General features: G+C 70.7%; 16 protein-coding genes. 3 read left to right on the top strand and 13 right to left on the bottom strand.

Annotated elements, in window-relative coordinates:
• Positions 1–15 precede the first annotated feature (15 nt).
• The 11 genes from proC to ABD289_RS00140 form a co-directional block, all read right to left on the bottom strand.
• Positions 16–834: a pyrroline-5-carboxylate reductase gene (gene proC / locus ABD289_RS00190; protein WP_344125095.1), complete on the bottom strand. Its 819-nt coding sequence runs from the start codon at positions 832–834 to the stop codon at positions 16–18.
• A 120-nt stretch (positions 835–954) separates the two neighbouring features.
• Positions 955–1,734: a thioesterase family protein gene (locus ABD289_RS00185; RefSeq protein WP_344125093.1), complete on the bottom strand. Its 780-nt coding sequence runs from the start codon at positions 1,732–1,734 to the stop codon at positions 955–957.
• Positions 1,735–1,883: 149 nt separating this feature from the next.
• Complete coding sequence (locus tag ABD289_RS00180) at positions 1,884–2,771, bottom strand: sugar phosphate isomerase/epimerase family protein (protein ID WP_344125090.1); 888 nt, start codon at positions 2,769–2,771, stop codon at positions 1,884–1,886.
• Positions 2,772–2,875: 104 nt separating this feature from the next.
• On the bottom strand, positions 2,876–4,138 hold the full coding sequence (locus tag ABD289_RS00175; protein ID WP_344125088.1) for a hypothetical protein: 1,263 nt from the start codon (positions 4,136–4,138) through the stop codon (positions 2,876–2,878).
• A complete protein-coding gene (locus ABD289_RS00170; protein ID WP_344125086.1) occupies positions 4,135–5,178 on the bottom strand; it encodes a Ppx/GppA family phosphatase in 1,044 nt (347 codons plus the stop codon). The genes ABD289_RS00175 and ABD289_RS00170 overlap by 4 nt, the downstream gene beginning before the upstream one ends.
• Before the next feature lie 131 nt (positions 5,179–5,309).
• Complete coding sequence (locus ABD289_RS00165; RefSeq protein ID WP_344125084.1) at positions 5,310–5,990, bottom strand: response regulator; 681 nt, start codon at positions 5,988–5,990, stop codon at positions 5,310–5,312.
• Entirely contained in the window at positions 5,987–7,222 is a 1,236-nt protein-coding gene (locus ABD289_RS00160) for a sensor histidine kinase (RefSeq protein ID WP_425564509.1), read from the bottom strand. Before ABD289_RS00160 ends, ABD289_RS00165 begins: the two co-directional genes overlap by 4 nt.
• Positions 7,223–7,572: 350 nt before the next feature.
• Complete coding sequence (locus ABD289_RS00155; RefSeq protein WP_344125082.1) at positions 7,573–8,316, bottom strand: phosphoglyceromutase; 744 nt, start codon at positions 8,314–8,316, stop codon at positions 7,573–7,575.
• Between the two features lie 772 nt (positions 8,317–9,088).
• Entirely contained in the window at positions 9,089–9,574 is a 486-nt protein-coding gene (locus tag ABD289_RS00150; protein ID WP_344125080.1) for a type III secretion system chaperone family protein, read from the bottom strand.
• Entirely contained in the window at positions 9,571–10,866 is a 1,296-nt protein-coding gene (gene mshA, locus ABD289_RS00145) for a D-inositol-3-phosphate glycosyltransferase (RefSeq protein WP_344125078.1), read from the bottom strand. The genes ABD289_RS00150 and mshA overlap by 4 nt, the downstream gene beginning before the upstream one ends.
• A 171-nt stretch (positions 10,867–11,037) precedes the next feature.
• Positions 11,038–12,195, bottom strand: a complete 1,158-nt coding sequence (locus ABD289_RS00140) for a L,D-transpeptidase (protein WP_344125076.1) — start codon at positions 12,193–12,195, stop codon at positions 11,038–11,040.
• Positions 12,196–12,422: 227 nt separating this feature from the next.
• Between ABD289_RS00140 and ABD289_RS00135 the strand changes: the two genes are divergently transcribed.
• Complete coding sequence (locus ABD289_RS00135) at positions 12,423–13,166, top strand: SDR family NAD(P)-dependent oxidoreductase (protein ID WP_344125073.1); 744 nt, start codon at positions 12,423–12,425, stop codon at positions 13,164–13,166.
• A gap of 64 nt (positions 13,167–13,230) precedes the next feature.
• On the opposite strand, the gene ABD289_RS00130 is transcribed toward ABD289_RS00135, so the two are convergent.
• Complete coding sequence (locus ABD289_RS00130; protein ID WP_344125071.1) at positions 13,231–13,374, bottom strand: hypothetical protein; 144 nt, start codon at positions 13,372–13,374, stop codon at positions 13,231–13,233.
• Between the two features lie 302 nt (positions 13,375–13,676).
• Here ABD289_RS00130 and ABD289_RS00125 point away from each other — a divergent pair, with 302 nt between their 5' ends.
• Positions 13,677–14,240, top strand: coding sequence for a hypothetical protein (locus ABD289_RS00125; protein WP_344125069.1), 564 nt, complete (start codon positions 13,677–13,679; stop codon positions 14,238–14,240).
• Positions 14,241–14,275: 35 nt separating this feature from the next.
• On the opposite strand, the gene ABD289_RS00120 is transcribed toward ABD289_RS00125, so the two are convergent.
• Positions 14,276–15,394, bottom strand: a complete 1,119-nt coding sequence (locus ABD289_RS00120) for a UDP-N-acetylmuramate dehydrogenase (RefSeq protein ID WP_344126143.1) — start codon at positions 15,392–15,394, stop codon at positions 14,276–14,278.
• Between the two features lie 37 nt (positions 15,395–15,431).
• Between ABD289_RS00120 and ABD289_RS00115 the strand changes: the two genes are divergently transcribed.
• A complete protein-coding gene (locus ABD289_RS00115) occupies positions 15,432–15,953 on the top strand; it encodes a DUF2505 domain-containing protein (protein WP_344125066.1) in 522 nt (173 codons plus the stop codon).
• Position 15,954 lies beyond the last annotated feature (1 nt).

The following is a 15,954-nucleotide window of genomic DNA, read 5'->3' as shown; positions in this document are numbered from 1 at the left end:
TCGGTGGGGCCCGTTTCAGTCCTCGTCGGTCTCGTGGGCCTTGCCCAGCTCGACCGAGCGGTCGCGAGCGGCTTCGATGGCGTCGATGAGCGCCGCGCGCACGCCGTGCTTCTCCAGCTCGCGCAACCCCGAGATGGTGGTGCCCGCGGGCGAGGTGACGGCCTCGCGCAGCATCACCGGGTGCCCGTCGCCCTCGCGCAGCATCGCCGCGGCACCGACCGCGGACTGCACGATCAGGTCAGCGGCCTTCTCGCGCGGGATGCCCAGCAAGATCCCGGCGTCGATCATGGCCTCGACCAGGTAGTAGAAGTAGGCCGGACCCGAACCGGACAGCGCGGTGACCGCGTCCTGCTGGGTCTCCGGCACGCGCGCGACCTTGCCGACGCTGCCCAGCAGGTCCTCGACCAGGTCCAGGTGATGCTCCTCGGCGTGCACACCGCCGGAGATGACGCTCATGGCCTCGCCGACCAGCATCGGGGTGTTCGGCATCACCCGGACGACGGCGGTGCCCTCCGGCAACCTGCGCTCGAACAGCTGCGTGGGCAGGCCCGCGCACAACGAGACGACCAGCCTGCCGTTGGGGATCTTCGGCGCGATCTCGTCCAGCAGCGGCTCGATGTCCTGCGGCTTGACCGCGATCACCACGACGTCCGCGCGCTGCACCGCCGTGGACACGTCGACGTGCGTGATCCCGTAGGTCTTGACGAGTTCCTCGGCACGGGTCGGGAAGCGCTCGGTGAACATCAGGTCGGCCGGGGACCGCCCCGCCTTGATCAGGCCCGAGAGCAGGGCCTCTCCGATCTTCCCGGCACCCAGCACGGCGATGTTCGTCATGCTGCTCAGGGTGCCAGAGCACGCTGCGTACAAGCGGATCAGGGCAGTCGCTCCAGCGGCGGGCACCTGCGCGGCCGCGTGGCGCCGATGCGGTCGGCACCACGCGGCCGGAAGAACGCCTCAGGGGGACAGGGCCAGCTGGCGGGCTTGGCAGACGATCCGCCCCGCCGAGTCGATGACCAGCACGTCCTCGTCGAACCACGGGCCGTGCACCGCCCGGCAGTCCACCGACAGCCGCAGCCAGCCGTTGGCCGGATGCGCGCGCAGCAGCGCGGTGAGCTGAACGGTGGGGGCCCAGCCGAAGCGCCCCATGTTCATCGTCACCGGCAGCGCCAGGTCACCCGCGACCAGGCCGAACAGCAGGTCCGTCCGGGTGTCCCGGGGCTTGGCCCACATCCGGTAGCGCGGTTCGCCGGTGCCGCCGTTGATGAACGCAGCCGTGTCCGGGTCCATCCGCAGATCGCAGACCCGGGTGAGATGCGCGAACTTCGGCCAGGAGGCCAGGTCGATGGCCTCGGGCGGCGGGCAGGCCGGGATCGACGGCACGTCGGACCACTGCGGCTCGGCGGCGGGCATCCTGCCGGTGGTCAGCGTGGCGTCGACGCACACCTCACCGCGCTGCTCGAGCACCGCCCGCAGCACGGTGATGGTCCTGCCCGCCTTGAGCTCCGTGACGCGGATCAGCACCGGTCCCACCTGCGGCGGTCGCAGGTACTGGGCGCTCACGGCCAGCGGTTCCAGGCCGTCCCCGCACGCCGCCTGGGCGAGCAGGGCGAGCAGGTAGCCGCCGTGCGGGTTCTCGCCGACGGCCCACTCCGGCCGCAGGTGGGCGACGTAACCGCCGTCACCGAGCGGGCGCACCGGGGTGGCCGCGGAGAACGGATCGAGCACCTCGGTCATGCGGGAGTCACTCCTCGAACGTCCGTGGCGCGCATCAAGATCATTAGTCCATCCTAGTGAACGCGATCAAAGTTGATCATGGAGGGCGTCCGGGGCGCAGTCGGCGCGCACCCCCGGCCGAACAGAGGATGATCTTGCGAAACGCCTGATCAGGACGAAATTCGCACGGACCCGCCACCCGAGAGGTGATGGCGGGTGAAGGTGAGGGCTTCGCCGAGGAGCTGGGCGCGCTGCTTGGGGGTCCGGGCCTTGCGCGTGTTGACCTCGAGAACCACCGAACCCGCGTAACCGTCCGCGCCGAGGGCTTCGCAGACCTCGGCGCACGGCTGGTTGCCCTGCCCCGGCAGGAGGTGCTCGTCGCGGGCCGCACCGGTGCCGTCGGCGAGGTGGACGTGCGCCAGGCCGTCCTGCATGCGCTTGAGCAGCTCGACCGGGTCCGTGTGCGCGGCAGCGGCGTGCGAGATGTCCAGGGTGTAGTTGCGGAAGCCGACCTCGGTCGGATCCGGCGAGGGCTTGAACGCCGAGAGGCCGTTCGACCGGCTCGCGCCGGACCTGCCGCCGCGCAGCCGGTTGATCGAGCTCGGCGGGCGCAACGGGAACATGTTCTCCACCGCGACGGCGATCCCGCTGGTCTCCTCCAGCTCGCCCACCAGCTCGGAGAACCCCTCGGCGTAGCGCCGCTGCCACCGGAAAGGCGGATGCACCACGACCGTGGACGCGCCCAGCTCGCTGGCCGCCACCACGGCCTTGCGCAACCGCTCCTCCGGCTCGGGCGACCAGACCCGCTGGGTGATCAGCAGGCAGGGCGCGTGCACGGCCAGGATCGGCACGTCGTAGCGCTCGGAGAGCCGCTGCAAGGCGCCCACGTCCTGGCTCACCGCGTCCGCCCAGACCATCACCTCGACGCCGTCGAACCCGAGCTCCGCCGCCATCTCGAAGGCGGCGCGCGCGGGCTGCGGCCACACCGAAGCGCTCGACAACCCCACCGGTATCCGTGCGGCGGGGTCTTGGTCAGGGGGCAGCGGTTGTTCTGTCATCGCCCGCCCAGCATGACCCACGCCCCGGAAGCTGTTGTGCTGCGGTCGGTTCTCCACCGGCGCGTCATCCGGGATTCAGCTGTCCGAGCCACACCGGAAACCTCTCAACGCCCGATCAGCAGCAGCACCGCGGGCGAGACGGTGCAGAACAGACCGACCAGCACCGAGAGGAGGATGGTCTGCAGGTCGTTGGTGCGGAAGAACTTCCACGCGACCAGCACCAGCAGGCCGGTGAACACCAAGGCCGCCGCGAAGGCGGCGATGGTGGCGTTGATCCACAACCACCGGAAGCCGATCCACACCGCGCCGCCACCGATCAGGCCACCGACGCCCTGCAGGGCCACCGTGCCCCACTCCTTGCCCGGCGAGGCGGGGCGATCGGGCTCGTCCGCGTAGTCGTCGTCGAGCCCCGCGGGGGCGCTGCGGTCGTAGTCCTCGTCCGCGTACTCGTCACCGGCGTAGTCCCCGGCGAAGTCGTCGTAGTCCGCCGCGTACTCACCGGCGTAGTTCCCGGCGAAGTCGTCGTAGTCCGCCGCGTACCCGTCGGCGTAGCCCTGCTCGGCGTAACCACCGGAGTAGTCCTGCGCGAGGCTGTCGTCGAAGTCGTACGGGTCGTCATCGGCCGCCGCTTGCTGCGGGTAGGCGGCCGGTTCCGGTAGCCGCGGGATCTGCTGGGTCGCGTTCTCCGGCGGCTCCGCCGGAGCCGCGGGCATCGACGGCGGGCCGGGTGGCACCGGCGGCGCGACGGGCTGCTGCCGGATCGTCGCCTCGGCGTCACCGCTGGGCGCCGAGGGCGCCCGCTTCGAACCGCCGAAGCGCCGCGCCCAGTAGCCGCCCTTCTCCGCCGGAGCCTGCGGTGCGGCCGGAGCCTGGGCCGCCGGACCCGGCCCCGCAGGGGCCTGGGGCGACTCGGCGGGCGATTCGGGCGCGGGCTGCGGGGCCTGCGGCTGGGCGGCCGGAGGTTGAGCGGTCTGCGGCTGAGCAGGACCGGGTTGCGCCGCGGGCGGTTGCGAAGCCGGGGCCTGGGCGGCTGGCGCCTGCCCGGCCGACGGCTGCGCGGCGGGTGGCTGCGCGGCGGGTGGCTGAGCAGGCGCCTGCGGCGCGGCGGGCGGCTGCGCCTGAGTCTGCGATTGCTCCTGCCTGCGACTCGCGGGCGGCTCGGCGTCCGGGTCGACCGGACGCATCTTGCCGCTGTCGGACAGCACCCGGTCGATGATCGCCTGCGGAGCGGTCTCGGTGGGGTCCTCGGCGCGCCTGCGCCTGCGCCGGGAGCTCTGCTCCGAGCCGCCCTTCTCGCCGCCGTACTCCGCGAGCAGCTCAGCAACCGTGCGCTGGGTGGGCTGATCGGCCCCGCTGTCCCGACTCATCGCTCCCACCGTGCCCCGTGCTGCGCCCGCAGTCCAGTATCCTCCGACGGCCCCGCCACGAGGGGCTTCTCGTGACCCAGCGTGGCGCGCGCCTGCAACGCAGTGTGGCTGTCGCCGTTGGTGTGGTCCAGCCGACGGAGGATCACGCCCTCGCGCAGCGCCCACGGGCAGATGTCGAGCTCGGTGACCCCGAGCGCCTTCATCGCGGCCTCGGCCACCAGCGCGCCGCCGACCAGCTGGTGCGCCCGCGCGGAGCTGACCCCGTCCAGCTCGGAGAGGTCGTTGGCCGACATCCGGGTGATGAACGACAGCAGCTGCTTGAGGCCGGTGTCGGTGAGCGTGCGGCGCACCCGCGGCCCGGCGGAGGCCGGGGCGGACCCGGTCAGCCTGGCCAGCGAGCGGAACGTCTTGGAGGTGGCCACCACGCGGTCCGGTTCGGTGAGCTTCTGGAACCGCTTGGCGGTCGGCGCCAGCTGGCCCGCGAGCCACTCCCTGGCGTCCTTGATCTCATCGCGCCCGGGCGGGTCGTGCAGCATCGTGCGGGCCACCCGGCCCGCACCCAGCGGCACCGACTCGGCCAGGTCCGGCTGCTCGTCGATGCCCTGCGCGAGCTCCAGCGAGCCACCGCCGATGTCGAGCAGCAGCAGGGTGCCCGCCGACCAGCCGTACCAGCGGCGGGCGGCGAGGAAGGTGAACCGGGCCTCGTCCTCGCCCGGCAGGACCACCAGCTCTATCCCGGTCTCGGCCCGGACGCGGTCGAGGGCTTCCGCGGCGTTGTCCGCGTCGCGGATCGCCGAGGTGGCGAAGCCCATCAGCTCGTCGCAGCCCGCCGCGACCGCGGCCTTCTGCAAGTCCGTGATGGTGCGGACGAGCTCGTCCTCGTCGCCCTCGGCGAGCCTGCCGTCGTTGCCGCCGATCCGCTCCGCGAGCCGCAGCACTGTCTTTTCCGATGTCAGCGGGGTCGGATGGGCACCATGGTGCGCGTCCACCACGAGCAGGTGGACGGTGTTGGATCCGACGTCGAGCACCCCTAGGCGCATGACCGCCAAATTACCGGCCGCGCATGTCGGACGGGTGCAGGTGGGCCGAAAACGGGATTCGGAACGGCCCCGAACCCCAGCGCGACCTGGTCAGGCCGTGCCGGGGTGGAACGGATCACGTCCCGGGCGCGTCACGCCTCGAACTTGTATCCCAGGCCACGCACGGTGATCAAGTACTTCGGTTCTGCGGGGTCCGGTTCGAGCTTCGAGCGGAGCCGCTTGACGTGCACGTCCAGCGTCTTGGTGTCCCCGACGTAGTCCGCTCCCCAGACCCGGTCGATGAGCTGACCGCGGGTGAGCACCCGGCCGACGTTGCGCAGCAGGTACTCGAGGAGGTCGAACTCCTTGAGCGGCAGGCTGATGTCCTCGCCGTCGACGGTCACCACGTGGCGCTCGATGTCCATCCGCACCGGGCCCGCCGCCAGCGCCTGCGGCTGCAGCTCCTCGGCCTCGCCGCGCCTGCGCAGCACCGCGCGCACACGGGCGATGAGCTCGCGCGCCGAGTACGGCTTGGTGACGTAGTCATCGGCGCCCAGCTCCAGGCCGACGACCTTGTCGATCTCGCTGTCCCGAGCGGTCACCATGATCACCGGCACCGCGGAGCGCTGCCGCAGCTGCTTGCACACGTCCGTGCCGCTCATCCCCGGCAGCATCAGGTCCAGCAGCACGATGTCGGCGCCGTTGCGGTCGAACTCGTCCAACGCTTCCGCGCCATCCACCGCAACGGCGGCCGTGAAGCCCTCCTTGCGCAGCATGAACGCGAGCGGGTCGGCGAAGGACTCCTCGTCCTCCACGATCAACACCCTGGTCACCGGACTCCTCCCGTTTCGACGGTTGTCACGCCGTCCGCACTTTCGGTGGTGGACGCGGCGGCCGGTTCCGCCGTGACGTCCGACTCGGCGACGACTTCTTCGTCCTCGTCGGCACTACGCCTGGGCACGCGCATCGTGAAGGTGGAGCCCGTGCCCGGTCGGCTCCAGAGCTTGACCTCGCCGCCGTGGTTGGCCGCGACGTGCTTGACGATCGCCAGTCCCAGCCCGGTACCGCCGGTGGCGCGCGATCGCGCGGGATCCACCCGGAAGAAGCGCTCGAAGACCCGTTCGTGGTGTTCGGGCGCGATGCCGATGCCGCGATCGGTGACCGCGATCTCCACGTAGTCCCCGTTCAAGCGACGGCTGATGGACACCGGACTGCTGTGCGGGGAGTAGGCGATCGCATTCGTGATCAGGTTGCTCAGCGCGGTGACCAGCAGCGCCCGGTCGCCGTCCAGCAGCTGACCGGAGGGCTCGTCCACGGTGATCTCGATGCCCGCCGACTCGGCCGCGAGCTTGGCCCGGCCCAGCGCTTCGTCGACCACGTCGTCGACCTCGACGGTGGTCAGCTCGGGCAGCCGCTCGGCGCCCTGCAGCCGGGAGAGCGCGATGAGCTCGGAGACCAGCGTCCCCAGGCGAGTGGACTCGTGCAGGATCTTGTCGGCGAACCGGCGCACCTCGTCGGCGTCATCGGCGGTGTCCATGACCGCCTCGGCCAGCAGCGCGAGCGCCCCGACCGGGGTCTTGAGCTCGTGGCTGACGTTGGCGACGAAGTCGCGACGGGTCGCTTCCAGGCGCACCGACTCGGACTGGTCGACGGCGTCGATCACGACGAAGCCATCGCCCAGCGGGCGGACCTCGCCGTGCACGGCCGCGGGCCCGCGTCCGCGCAGGGTGACCCGGCCGTCCGTCGGGGACAGGTCGGTCTCAACCGGCTCGCCGGTGGACAGCGCCTGCTCGGCGGCCTTGATGGCCCGCGAGTCGGCCCGGTGCTGGCGGACCACGCCGAGTTCGTCGGCGCGCGGGTTGTGCAGCACGACATCGCCGAAGCGGTTGAGCAGCGCCACACCGTTGGCGCTGGTGTGCATCTGGCGCTGGAGGAGCTCGGCGACGGTCGGGCCCTTGGGGCGCTTGTTGACGGCGCGGCCTGCGGCGCGCGGAAGCAAGAATCCGGCGACCGCGCCCAGCAGGAGCGCGGCGATGATCAGGGCGGTGCAGCCCAATGCGGTCACGGGGTCATCGTAAGCAAGTTCCGGTGGGCAAAGGCCAGCCCACAAGGGCATTCCGTGACACCCATGACACGAATCGGGCCTGTCTTCACCCCCGGTTCACCGGAAGATCGAGGTCGATTCAACTCCACCAACCCCTGCGGTAGCGCTCCGTTCGCCACCACGGCGATTTCGCGCCACCCCTCACCCACGTGAGCGACACCTGAAGCCCGCTGACAGTTTTGCCTAAAACTGTCCGGACAAAACGGACATTGATCATGCGCAGTTTTAGGCAAAACTGTCACCCGACACCGAAGGGCGCCTTCCGCCGGGGAGACGCCCTTCGGGCGAGTCGGTCGCTCGTGGGGCGGGAGTCAGCGGCCCTGGCTGGCGACTGCGGCCGCGGCCTGCTTGGCGGCCTCCGGGTCGAGGTAGGTGCCGCCCGGGTTGGTCGGCTTGAAGTTCTCGTCGAGGTCGTAGCGCAGCGGGATGCCGGTCGGGATGTTCAGGCCGGCGATCTCCTCGTCCGAGACCCCGTCGAGGTGCTTGACCATCGCGCGCAGCGAGTTGCCGTGCGCGGCGACCAGGACGACGCGACCGGCCAGCAGGTCCGGCACGATCGCCGACTCCCAGTACGGCAGCAGCCGGGCAACGACGTCCTTGAGGCACTCGGTGCGCGGCATCTCGGCACCCAGGTCGGCGTAGCGCGGCTCGCCCTCCTGGCTGAACTCGTCGCCGGGGTCGATCTCGGGCGGCGGCGTGTCGTACGACCGCCGCCAGAGCATGAACTGCTCCTCGCCGTAGGCCTCCAGCGTCTGCTTCTTGTTCTTGCCCTGCAGAGCGCCGTAGTGGCGCTCGTTGAGCCGCCAGTCGCGGCGCACCGGGATCCAGTGCCGGTCGGCCCCGTCGAGGGCGATGTTCGCGGTGGAGATCGCGCGCCGCAGCAGCGAGGTGTGCAGCACGTCGGGCAGCACGCCCGCCTCGCGCAGCAGCTCACCGCCGCGCTTGGCCTCGGTCTCGCCCTTGTCCGACAGCGGAACGTCCACCCAGCCGGTGAACAGGTTCTCTGCGTTCCACGTGCTCTCACCGTGCCGCAACAGCACCAGAGTCGAAGTCATGAATCCAGGCTATAGAGCCGCCACCGAGCGCACGCCCCGGGCGCCCGGCTCCGATAGTTTCGGAACACGATTCTCCGGCGGCCTCACGCTTTCCGGTGGCCGTCCACCTGATCGCGAACCTGCTTTGCGCAGGGAGTAGGCAGTCCGGATACGCGATTCACCCGACAGTTATTCGATCAACACAGCGCCGTGACACGAAAGTGGCGATGGTCACTTTCGGAGGAGTGCAGCGGCTTCCCTTGTTCCCCTGCGTAAACCTTTTTGCCTAACATCACACTAATGGAGCAATGTGGCGGCCTTGTGGCAGCTACATAACTCTGCGAAGTTGACATCGCTCTCCTTGATCGGCTCCCACGCACTCCCCGATCTCGCGAGAGCGACGAGCGCGGTTCAGCTCCCCCAAAGAACCGCGCCCCGCCGGGCCCCGGGTGCCCCCCGCCCACCGGCCCGACAGGCGGGACCTCCGTGTGTGGGGCGGCTCGAGCTCGTGACTCCCCCTCTCTCCGAGCCGCCCCCACACGCGCTTCTACAGGTGGGCCTCCTGCTCAGCGGTGCCGGTAGCGGAACCTGACCCACTGCGGCGGCGCCGGGTGCTCGGGTGGGACCACCTCGTGCGCCGGGGCCGGTCGGTCGGGCTCGCGCGCCCGCCCTCGGCCGCGGCGGGAGATCGAGGCAGCACCCGACCGCAGCGCTGCACGCCGTTCGGTGAGATACCTGCCGCGCAGCTCGGCGTGGCGAGCGGTGCTGCCCTTCCGGGCTCCGGTGGGCGGGGTCAGTCCTCGCGGTCGACGAGGGTCTTGAACGGCTGGAGGTTGGCGAGGGATTCGCCCCTGGACTCGCGCCAGGCCCACTCGCGGCGGATGGCCGTGGCGAAGCCCAGTTCCAGCAGGGAGTTGAAATCGCCGTCGGCGGCTTCCAGCACCTGGCCGAGGATGCGGTCCAGTTCGTCCTCGGTGACCGCGTGGTGCGCGATGCGCCCGACCAGGTAGATGTCCCCGGTCCCGTCGATCGTGTAGTGCACGCCGTAGAGCTTGGCGTTGCGACGCAGCAGGTACCGGTAGACGTCCTCGTGGGCCTCGTCGGGCTGGCGGCAGACGAAGGCCTCGATCAGCAGCGCGTGCTCGGCGACGATCAGCCAGCAGTTGGTCTGCAGCTTCTTGGTTCCGGGCAGGGTCACGAAGAACCTGCCGTCGCCCTTGTCCTGGTGATCCAGCTCGTTGGCCGTCAGGGTGGACTCGATGACCTGCTCCAAGCTCACGCCGTGACCTCCTCGGTGCGCAGCCGCGCGTTGAACATCAGTTTCGCCTGCGCGTAGGCATCCAGCAGCATCTCGGTCGTGCGGTTCCAGGAGAACCGCGCCGCGTGCCCGGCGGCGTTGGCCGCCAAGCGCTCGCGCATGCCCGGATCGTGCACCAGGGCGCCCAGCGCATCGGCCCACGCCTCGGTGCGGTGTCCATCGACCAGCAGCCCGGACGTGTCGTGCGAGACCGCGACCGGTAATCCGCCGACCGAGGCCGCGACCACCGGGGTGCCGCAGGCCTGGGCTTCCAGCGCCACCAGTCCGAACGACTCGTTGTGACTGGGCACCGCTATCACGTCGGCCGCGCGGTAGACCCGCGCCAGATCATCGCCCGCGCGCGGGGGCAGGAACCGCACCACGTCGGCGATGCCCAGGTTCACGGCCATCTGCTGCAGCGCCTCGGGACGTTCCAGCCCGCTGCCGGACGGGCCGCCCACCACCAGCACGACCAGGCGGCTGCGCAGCTCCGGGCTGCGCCGCAGCAGCTCGGCGGCGGCGCGCAGCAGCACGTCCGGCGCCTTGAGCGGCTGGATCCGGCCCACGAAGGCCAGCACCACCGCATCGGCGGGCACGTCCAGCCCGGCGCGCGCCGTCCGGGTCTCGCCCGGGGTGAACACGTCCAGGTCCACGCCCGGCGGGATGGTGGCGACCTGGTCCGGATCCGCGTCGTAGCTGTTGATCAGGTCCTCGGCCTCGAAGCCGGTGTTGGCCACCAGCATGTCGGCCTCGTCGACGACCTGTTCCTCGCCCAGGACGCGCACCCGCGGTTCCGGGGTGTCGCCGGCGGCGAGGCTGGCATTCTTGACCTTGCCCAGGGTGTGCGCGGTGTGCACCAGCGGCACCCCCCAGCGCTCGCGGGCCAGCCAGCCGACCTGGCCGGACAGCCAGTAGTGCGAGTGCACCAGGTCGTAGTGACCGGGCTCGTGCCTGGCCTCCACGCGCAGCGCGCCTGCGGCGAACGCGCACAGCTGCGAGGGCAATTCGTTCTTGTCCAGACCCTCGAACGGACCGGCCACGACGTTGCGGACCAGCACCCCGGGAGCGAGCTCGGCGATCGGGGGCAGGTCCGAGGAGGTGGCGCGGGTGAAGATCTCGACCTCGGTGCCCATCTCGGCCAGCCTGCGGGCGGTCTGGGCGATGTAGACGTTCATCCCGCCCGCGTCCCCGGTTCCGGGCTGCTCGAGCGGGGAGGTGTGCAACGAGAAGACGGCTGCGCGGCGCGGCCGCATGCGTGTCGTTCTGGAGGTCATCTGCTGCCCATCACAAGCCCGTCGGCCCGAACCTTTCGGAAGCCCTCTATCCCCGACATCGACGAACGCGGAAACATTCCCGCGAACTCCCGGTGAAGCCGGGTGACGGCGCTCGACGCTACCGCCACCCGGTGGCGGACCCGAGGATCCGCCACCAGCGGGTGGCTTCGCTCACAGCGCGGACTTCGCCTTCCACTGGTCCCAGTCCAGCAGCCAGTCGTAGACGTCGTAGCGCGGCTCCATCTCGCTGGCCGAGCCGACGACCTCGACCGGGTCGCCGATCAGGGCGCTGTCGAAGTACGCCTTGGCATCGGCGGCCGACAGGTTGATGCAGCCGTGGGTGTTGTTGACCTTGCCGAGCGCGGCGATGTTGTCCTGGTTCTCGTGGATGAACTCGCCGTGGTTGGAAAACCGCGCGGCCCAGGTCTTGCGCACGTTCCGGTAGTGGTACTCGGGGTTGTCCATGATCTCGACCGGGTGCTTGGCCATGATCATGTAAGTCCCGTTCGGCGTGTTGCGACCCGGGTCGTCCTCCTTGCCGTAGCTGGCCGCGTAGCTGGCGACCTGCTTGCCGTCCCGGACGACCGCCATCTGGTGGGTGCGCACATCGGCCTTGACGATCTGGGCCCGGCCGATGTCGAAATCGGTGGTCAGGTCCGCCTGCCCGTAGGAACCGCCGCCCAGGTCCAGGCCGTAGAGATCGGCCTCGACCGCGACGTGCGTGTTCGCGGGCCAGTAATCCTTGGGCCGGTAGTCCACCTGCTCGTCGTTGAGCCACGCCCAGGACCCCTCGACCGGCGTCGAGGATCGGACCCGCAGAGCGCGCTGAACGGCGGCGCGGTCCTCGACCGGTTCGTCGAACTTGATGCTGATCGGCATCGCGACGCCCACCACGGCGTCGTCCCGGGGGTTGATCGTGGCGTGGTTGGTCTTGTCCGGATTCACGGTGCGGAACTCGCCGCGCACCTCGACCTGCTTGCCGTCATCACCGGTCGCCCGGCCGGACCAGCTGTAGCTCTTCCCGTAGCCGAGCGCTTCGGTGGCCTTCCAGCTCTGGCCGTCCGCCGCGAGCTTTCCCTCGACGGAATCGCCGTCCGAATTGCGCAGCTCGATCGAATCGAACTCGCCGCGCTGCACCGACGCGCTGATCGGCGCGGCCGGGTTTACCCGCTGCGCGCCCGCGCCCGGCTCGAACGAAACCTTCGCGACCGGGTCGGCCGGCTTGGCCTGAGGATTCGTCGGAGGCGACGAACAGCCCGAGATCATCAGCGCGCCTGCCAGCACCGCGAGCAACGCGCGCAGCGGTAGCCGGAGCTTGGCACCTGTCACTTGTGAAGTCCCCTTTGAAAATGTGTCGAAACGCCCCGTGGGGGAAATTTCCCCCGCAATGGACCTGCCAAAAACCTTCCCCCACAGGTAAGGACGTTTGGCGACCGAAAAAGATGTCCACTGATCGTATGTAACGCATCACAGCCGCTCTCCCGTCCCGCGACCATCCCGCCGCGCCGCCATCCGGCGTGGTCCGATGGGATCGAAGCGCTTCTAGGAGGTCGAGAATGAGTACGTCTTCAGGTCGCGTCGCAGTCGTCACCGGCGCGAGCTCGGGCATCGGCGCGGCCACCGCGCGCGAGCTCGCCGAGGCCGGGTTCGCGGTCGTGCTGGGCGCACGGCGAGTGGACCGGCTCGAGGAGCTCGCCGCCGAGATCGGCGGCACCGCGCTGCAGCTGGACGTCACCGACCAGGACTCGGTCGACGCGTTCGTCGCGCAGGTGCCGCGGTGCGACGTGCTGGTCAACAACGCGGGCGGCGCCAAGGGCGTCGCCCCGATCGCCGAGGCGGTCGAGGACGACTGGCGCTGGATGTGGGAGACCAACGTGCTCGGCACGTTGCGGTTGACCAAGGCGTTGATGCCCAAGCTCGTCGAGTCGGGCGACGGGCACGTGCTGACGGTGACCTCGGTGGCCGCCTCGGCCGTCTACGACAACGGCGCCGGCTACACCTCGGCCAAGCACGCGCAGGGCGCCCTGCACCGCACCCTGCGCGGCGAGCACCTGGGGCAGCCGGTCCGGTTCACCGAGATCGCCCCCGGCGCGGTGGAGACCGAGTTCTCCGAGGTGCGCTTCGGCGGCGACAAGGAGCGCGCGGCCAAGGTCTACGAGGGCATCACCCCGCTCACCGGCGAGGACGTCGCCGAGGTCATCGCGTTCACGGCGACCCGGCCCAGCCACGTCAACCTCGACTTCATCGAGATCAAGCCGCGCGACCAGCACTCGGCCACCCGGATGCACCGCCACCAGTGAACCGCTGCCCGGACTCCCGGTGGCCACCAGCGCCCCGGGAGTCCGGCGGGCAGCCCCGCCCGGTTCAGACCGAGGCCGACTTCGGGTGCGGATCCAGGTGCACGTCGAGCTCCGCGAGCACGTCGGATATCGGCGTCGCGTAGCCGACCGCCCCGTCGGCCGACCCCGCCACGTGCAGACCGACGACCCGGCCCGAATCGTCCAGCACCGCCGCCCCGGCATCCCCCGGGCCGCAGTAGCCCGCGCCGAGATGCGCAGCTGCTCGCGCAGCACCCGCACTCCCAGCGCCGTGCCGTGATCGATGCGCACGGTGGCGTCGACCGAGGTCACCACCGCCCTGGCGAGCCCGGTGCCGAAACCGAACTTGTGCACCCGCGCCCCCGGGTAGGCGGTCCCGCGCCCGGTCACCGGCCCCAGCCCGGCGACCTCGGGCGAGGTCGGCACTCCGGTCGTGATGCGCACCGCGGCGGCGTCCACGCGGCCGGAGAGGGCGGCGCGGGCGAGCTCGGCGTGCTCCCGACCGCCGACGGGATCGACCATCCGGTCGCCAACCGACCAGGCGTCATCCAGACAGCCGACGTCGAAGGTGGTCAATCCCATCGGCTCCGCCATCCCGGCGCTGACCAGCACCCCCAGGGTCCCGATGCGGCGGTACTCGCCCGCGTCCAGCCGGACCGGCCTGCGGGGCGCCAGACCGCTGCCGCCGCGCAGCACGGCCGATCCGCCGTCCCCGCCGATGACCAGGGGTTCGCCCTGCGCACGATGGATGTGCTGCAAAACCGGTCGTTCCTCGATCACGTCGGTCGGAATGCCGAGGATGTCGCTGGGCACGCAGCTGTCGCGGCCCAGCCGGTCCGGAGGCAGCTTTTCGGCCACCTGCACCACAATTCCCTGCTCGCCAGCCTCCCCGGCGCGGCGCTTGGGGCCGATGTCCACCCCGGTGACCCCGGGCAGGTCCAGGAACTCGTCCTCGATCGCGCGCTTGACCGGGCGGATCACCGCCCGATCGCGCAGCTCGCAGATGCTCGGTTTCGCGGACACCCACCCCATTCAACACTCAGTGTTATGCGTTAGTCACCAAGCGTCACACCAACGGCGGCCAGCGGATCTCACGAATCGAGGGAGCAGTCCACCAGCACGGGTTCGGGAACGAGCGACACGCCGAAGGCCGCGCGCACGCCATCGCGCACCTCCCTGGCCAGTTCCAGCAGGTCGCGGGTGCTCGCGCCACCGCGGTTGGTCAGCGCCAGGGTGTGCTTGGACGACAACCCCGCACGACCTCCCGGCCCCGGGTGCCCCTTGGTGAAGCCGGCGTGCTCGATCAGCCACGCCGCCGACAGCTTCGTCCCGTCGTCCGCGGGGAACTGCGGGATCCGCTGGTCCTCGCCGACCCGCGCTGCGAGCCGTTCCAGGACCTCCGGCAGCGCCTCGTGGGGCACGATCGGATTGGTGAAGAACGAGCCCGCGCTCCAGGTGTCGTGATCCGCCGGGTCGAGCACCATGCCCTTGCCGCGCCGCAGCCGCAGCACCGCTTCCCGAACGGCCTTCGCGTCGGCCCGCTCCCCGGGCTCGATGCCGAGCGCGCGGGTGAGCTCGCCGTAGCGGATCGGTTCGGAGGCGCCGCCGTCGCGCAGCACGAAGCGGGCGCGCAGCACCACGGCCGCATCGCTGTGCTTGAGGACGCTGTTGCGGTAGGTCAGCCCCAACTCGCCCGCCGGCACCGTGCGCACCTGCCCGGTGCGGCGATCCAGCAGGTCGACCGAGTCGAGCAGCTCGGCGATCTCCACGCCGTAGGCGCCGACGTTCTGCACCGGCGTCGCCCCGGCCAGACCGGGGATGCCGGACAGGCACTCCAGGCCGCCGAGCCCCTGGGCGACGGAATCGGCGACCACGTCGTCCCAGTCCTCGCCCGCCTCGGCGGTCAGCTGCACCAGCCCATCGCCGATGCTGTCGTACTCGCGCCCCTCGGTGGCGATTCGCACCACGTGCCCATCGAAGCCGGCATCGGCGATGACCAGGTTCGATCCGCCGCCGAGCACCAGCAACCGGTGCCCGCTGCCGTCGGCCGCGCGGACGGCGCGCACGAGCTCGTCCTCGCTGGTCGCGGTCACCAGTCCGGTCGCGGGCCCGCCGAGCCGCAGGGTGGTGAAATCGGCCAACGGCCACTCGCCGCCGGGCTGTTCACCGGGCAGCGCAGTGTCGTCGCGCACTTCTTCGGCACCGGACATAGAGGCACTCACGGTTGCCAAAGGTAACCTCCGCACCATGGCACGCCGCATCGAGCACCGAAGCACCTCCGAATGGCCTGCGGCCGAGGTGTACCGGGCACTGATCGATCCCGCCTTCATCGAGGCCCGGTTGAAGGAGCTCGGTGGATCCGGCGCCGTGCTCGTCAACCACGCGCACACCGACGATGGCGCTTTCCAGTTCCAGCTCCGGCACAGCGTCTCGGTCGAGTCCCTGCCCACCGTGGCCCGCTCGGTGGTGGGCGGTGACCTGACCATCGAACGCAGCGAGTCCTGGCGCCGCGAGGAGGACGGGTACTACACCGGCGAGATCGCCGCCGAGATCGCGGGAGCGCCGTGCTCGATCACCGGCTCGATGTGGCTGCGCGACCTCGCCGACACCAGCGGCCCCGCGATCAGCGAGCTGGTCGTCTCCGGTGGCGTGAAGGTCAACCTGCCGTTCGTCGGCGGCAAGATGGAAGACCTGGTCGTCGACCAGGTGCAGAAGCTGCTGGCCGATGAGGAGCGCTTCGCCACCGAGTGGCTGGCCCACCGGGCGTAGC

It is taken from the genome of Saccharopolyspora halophila, assembly GCF_039531955.1.
Taxonomy (GTDB): Bacteria; Actinomycetota; Actinomycetes; order Mycobacteriales; family Pseudonocardiaceae; genus Saccharopolyspora; species Saccharopolyspora halophila.
Note: the sequence above shows the minus strand (reverse complement) of the source record. Positions and strands in the feature narration are given on the sequence as shown.

Excerpts from the sequence above, each read along its gene's own strand:
- ABD289_RS00170 (WP_344125086.1), bottom strand. The coding sequence starts at position 5,178 with ATGCGCCTAGGGGTGCTCGACGTCGGATCCAACACCGTCCACCTGCTC.
- ABD289_RS00115 (WP_344125066.1), top strand. The coding sequence starts at position 15,432 with ATGGCACGCCGCATCGAGCACCGAAGCACCTCCGAATGGCCTGCGGCC.
- ABD289_RS00120 (WP_344126143.1), bottom strand. The coding sequence starts at position 15,394 with ATGTCCGGTGCCGAAGAAGTGCGCGACGACACTGCGCTGCCCGGTGAA.
- ABD289_RS00185 (WP_344125093.1), bottom strand. The coding sequence starts at position 1,734 with ATGACCGAGGTGCTCGATCCGTTCTCCGCGGCCACCCCGGTGCGCCCG.
- ABD289_RS00135 (WP_344125073.1), top strand. The coding sequence starts at position 12,423 with ATGAGTACGTCTTCAGGTCGCGTCGCAGTCGTCACCGGCGCGAGCTCG.
- ABD289_RS00180 (WP_344125090.1), bottom strand. The coding sequence starts at position 2,771 with ATGACAGAACAACCGCTGCCCCCTGACCAAGACCCCGCCGCACGGATA.
- mshA (WP_344125078.1), bottom strand. The coding sequence starts at position 10,866 with ATGACCTCCAGAACGACACGCATGCGGCCGCGCCGCGCAGCCGTCTTC.
- proC (WP_344125095.1), bottom strand. The coding sequence starts at position 834 with ATGACGAACATCGCCGTGCTGGGTGCCGGGAAGATCGGAGAGGCCCTG.
- ABD289_RS00175 (WP_344125088.1), bottom strand. The coding sequence starts at position 4,138 with ATGAGTCGGGACAGCGGGGCCGATCAGCCCACCCAGCGCACGGTTGCT.
- ABD289_RS00155 (WP_344125082.1), bottom strand. The coding sequence starts at position 8,316 with ATGACTTCGACTCTGGTGCTGTTGCGGCACGGTGAGAGCACGTGGAAC.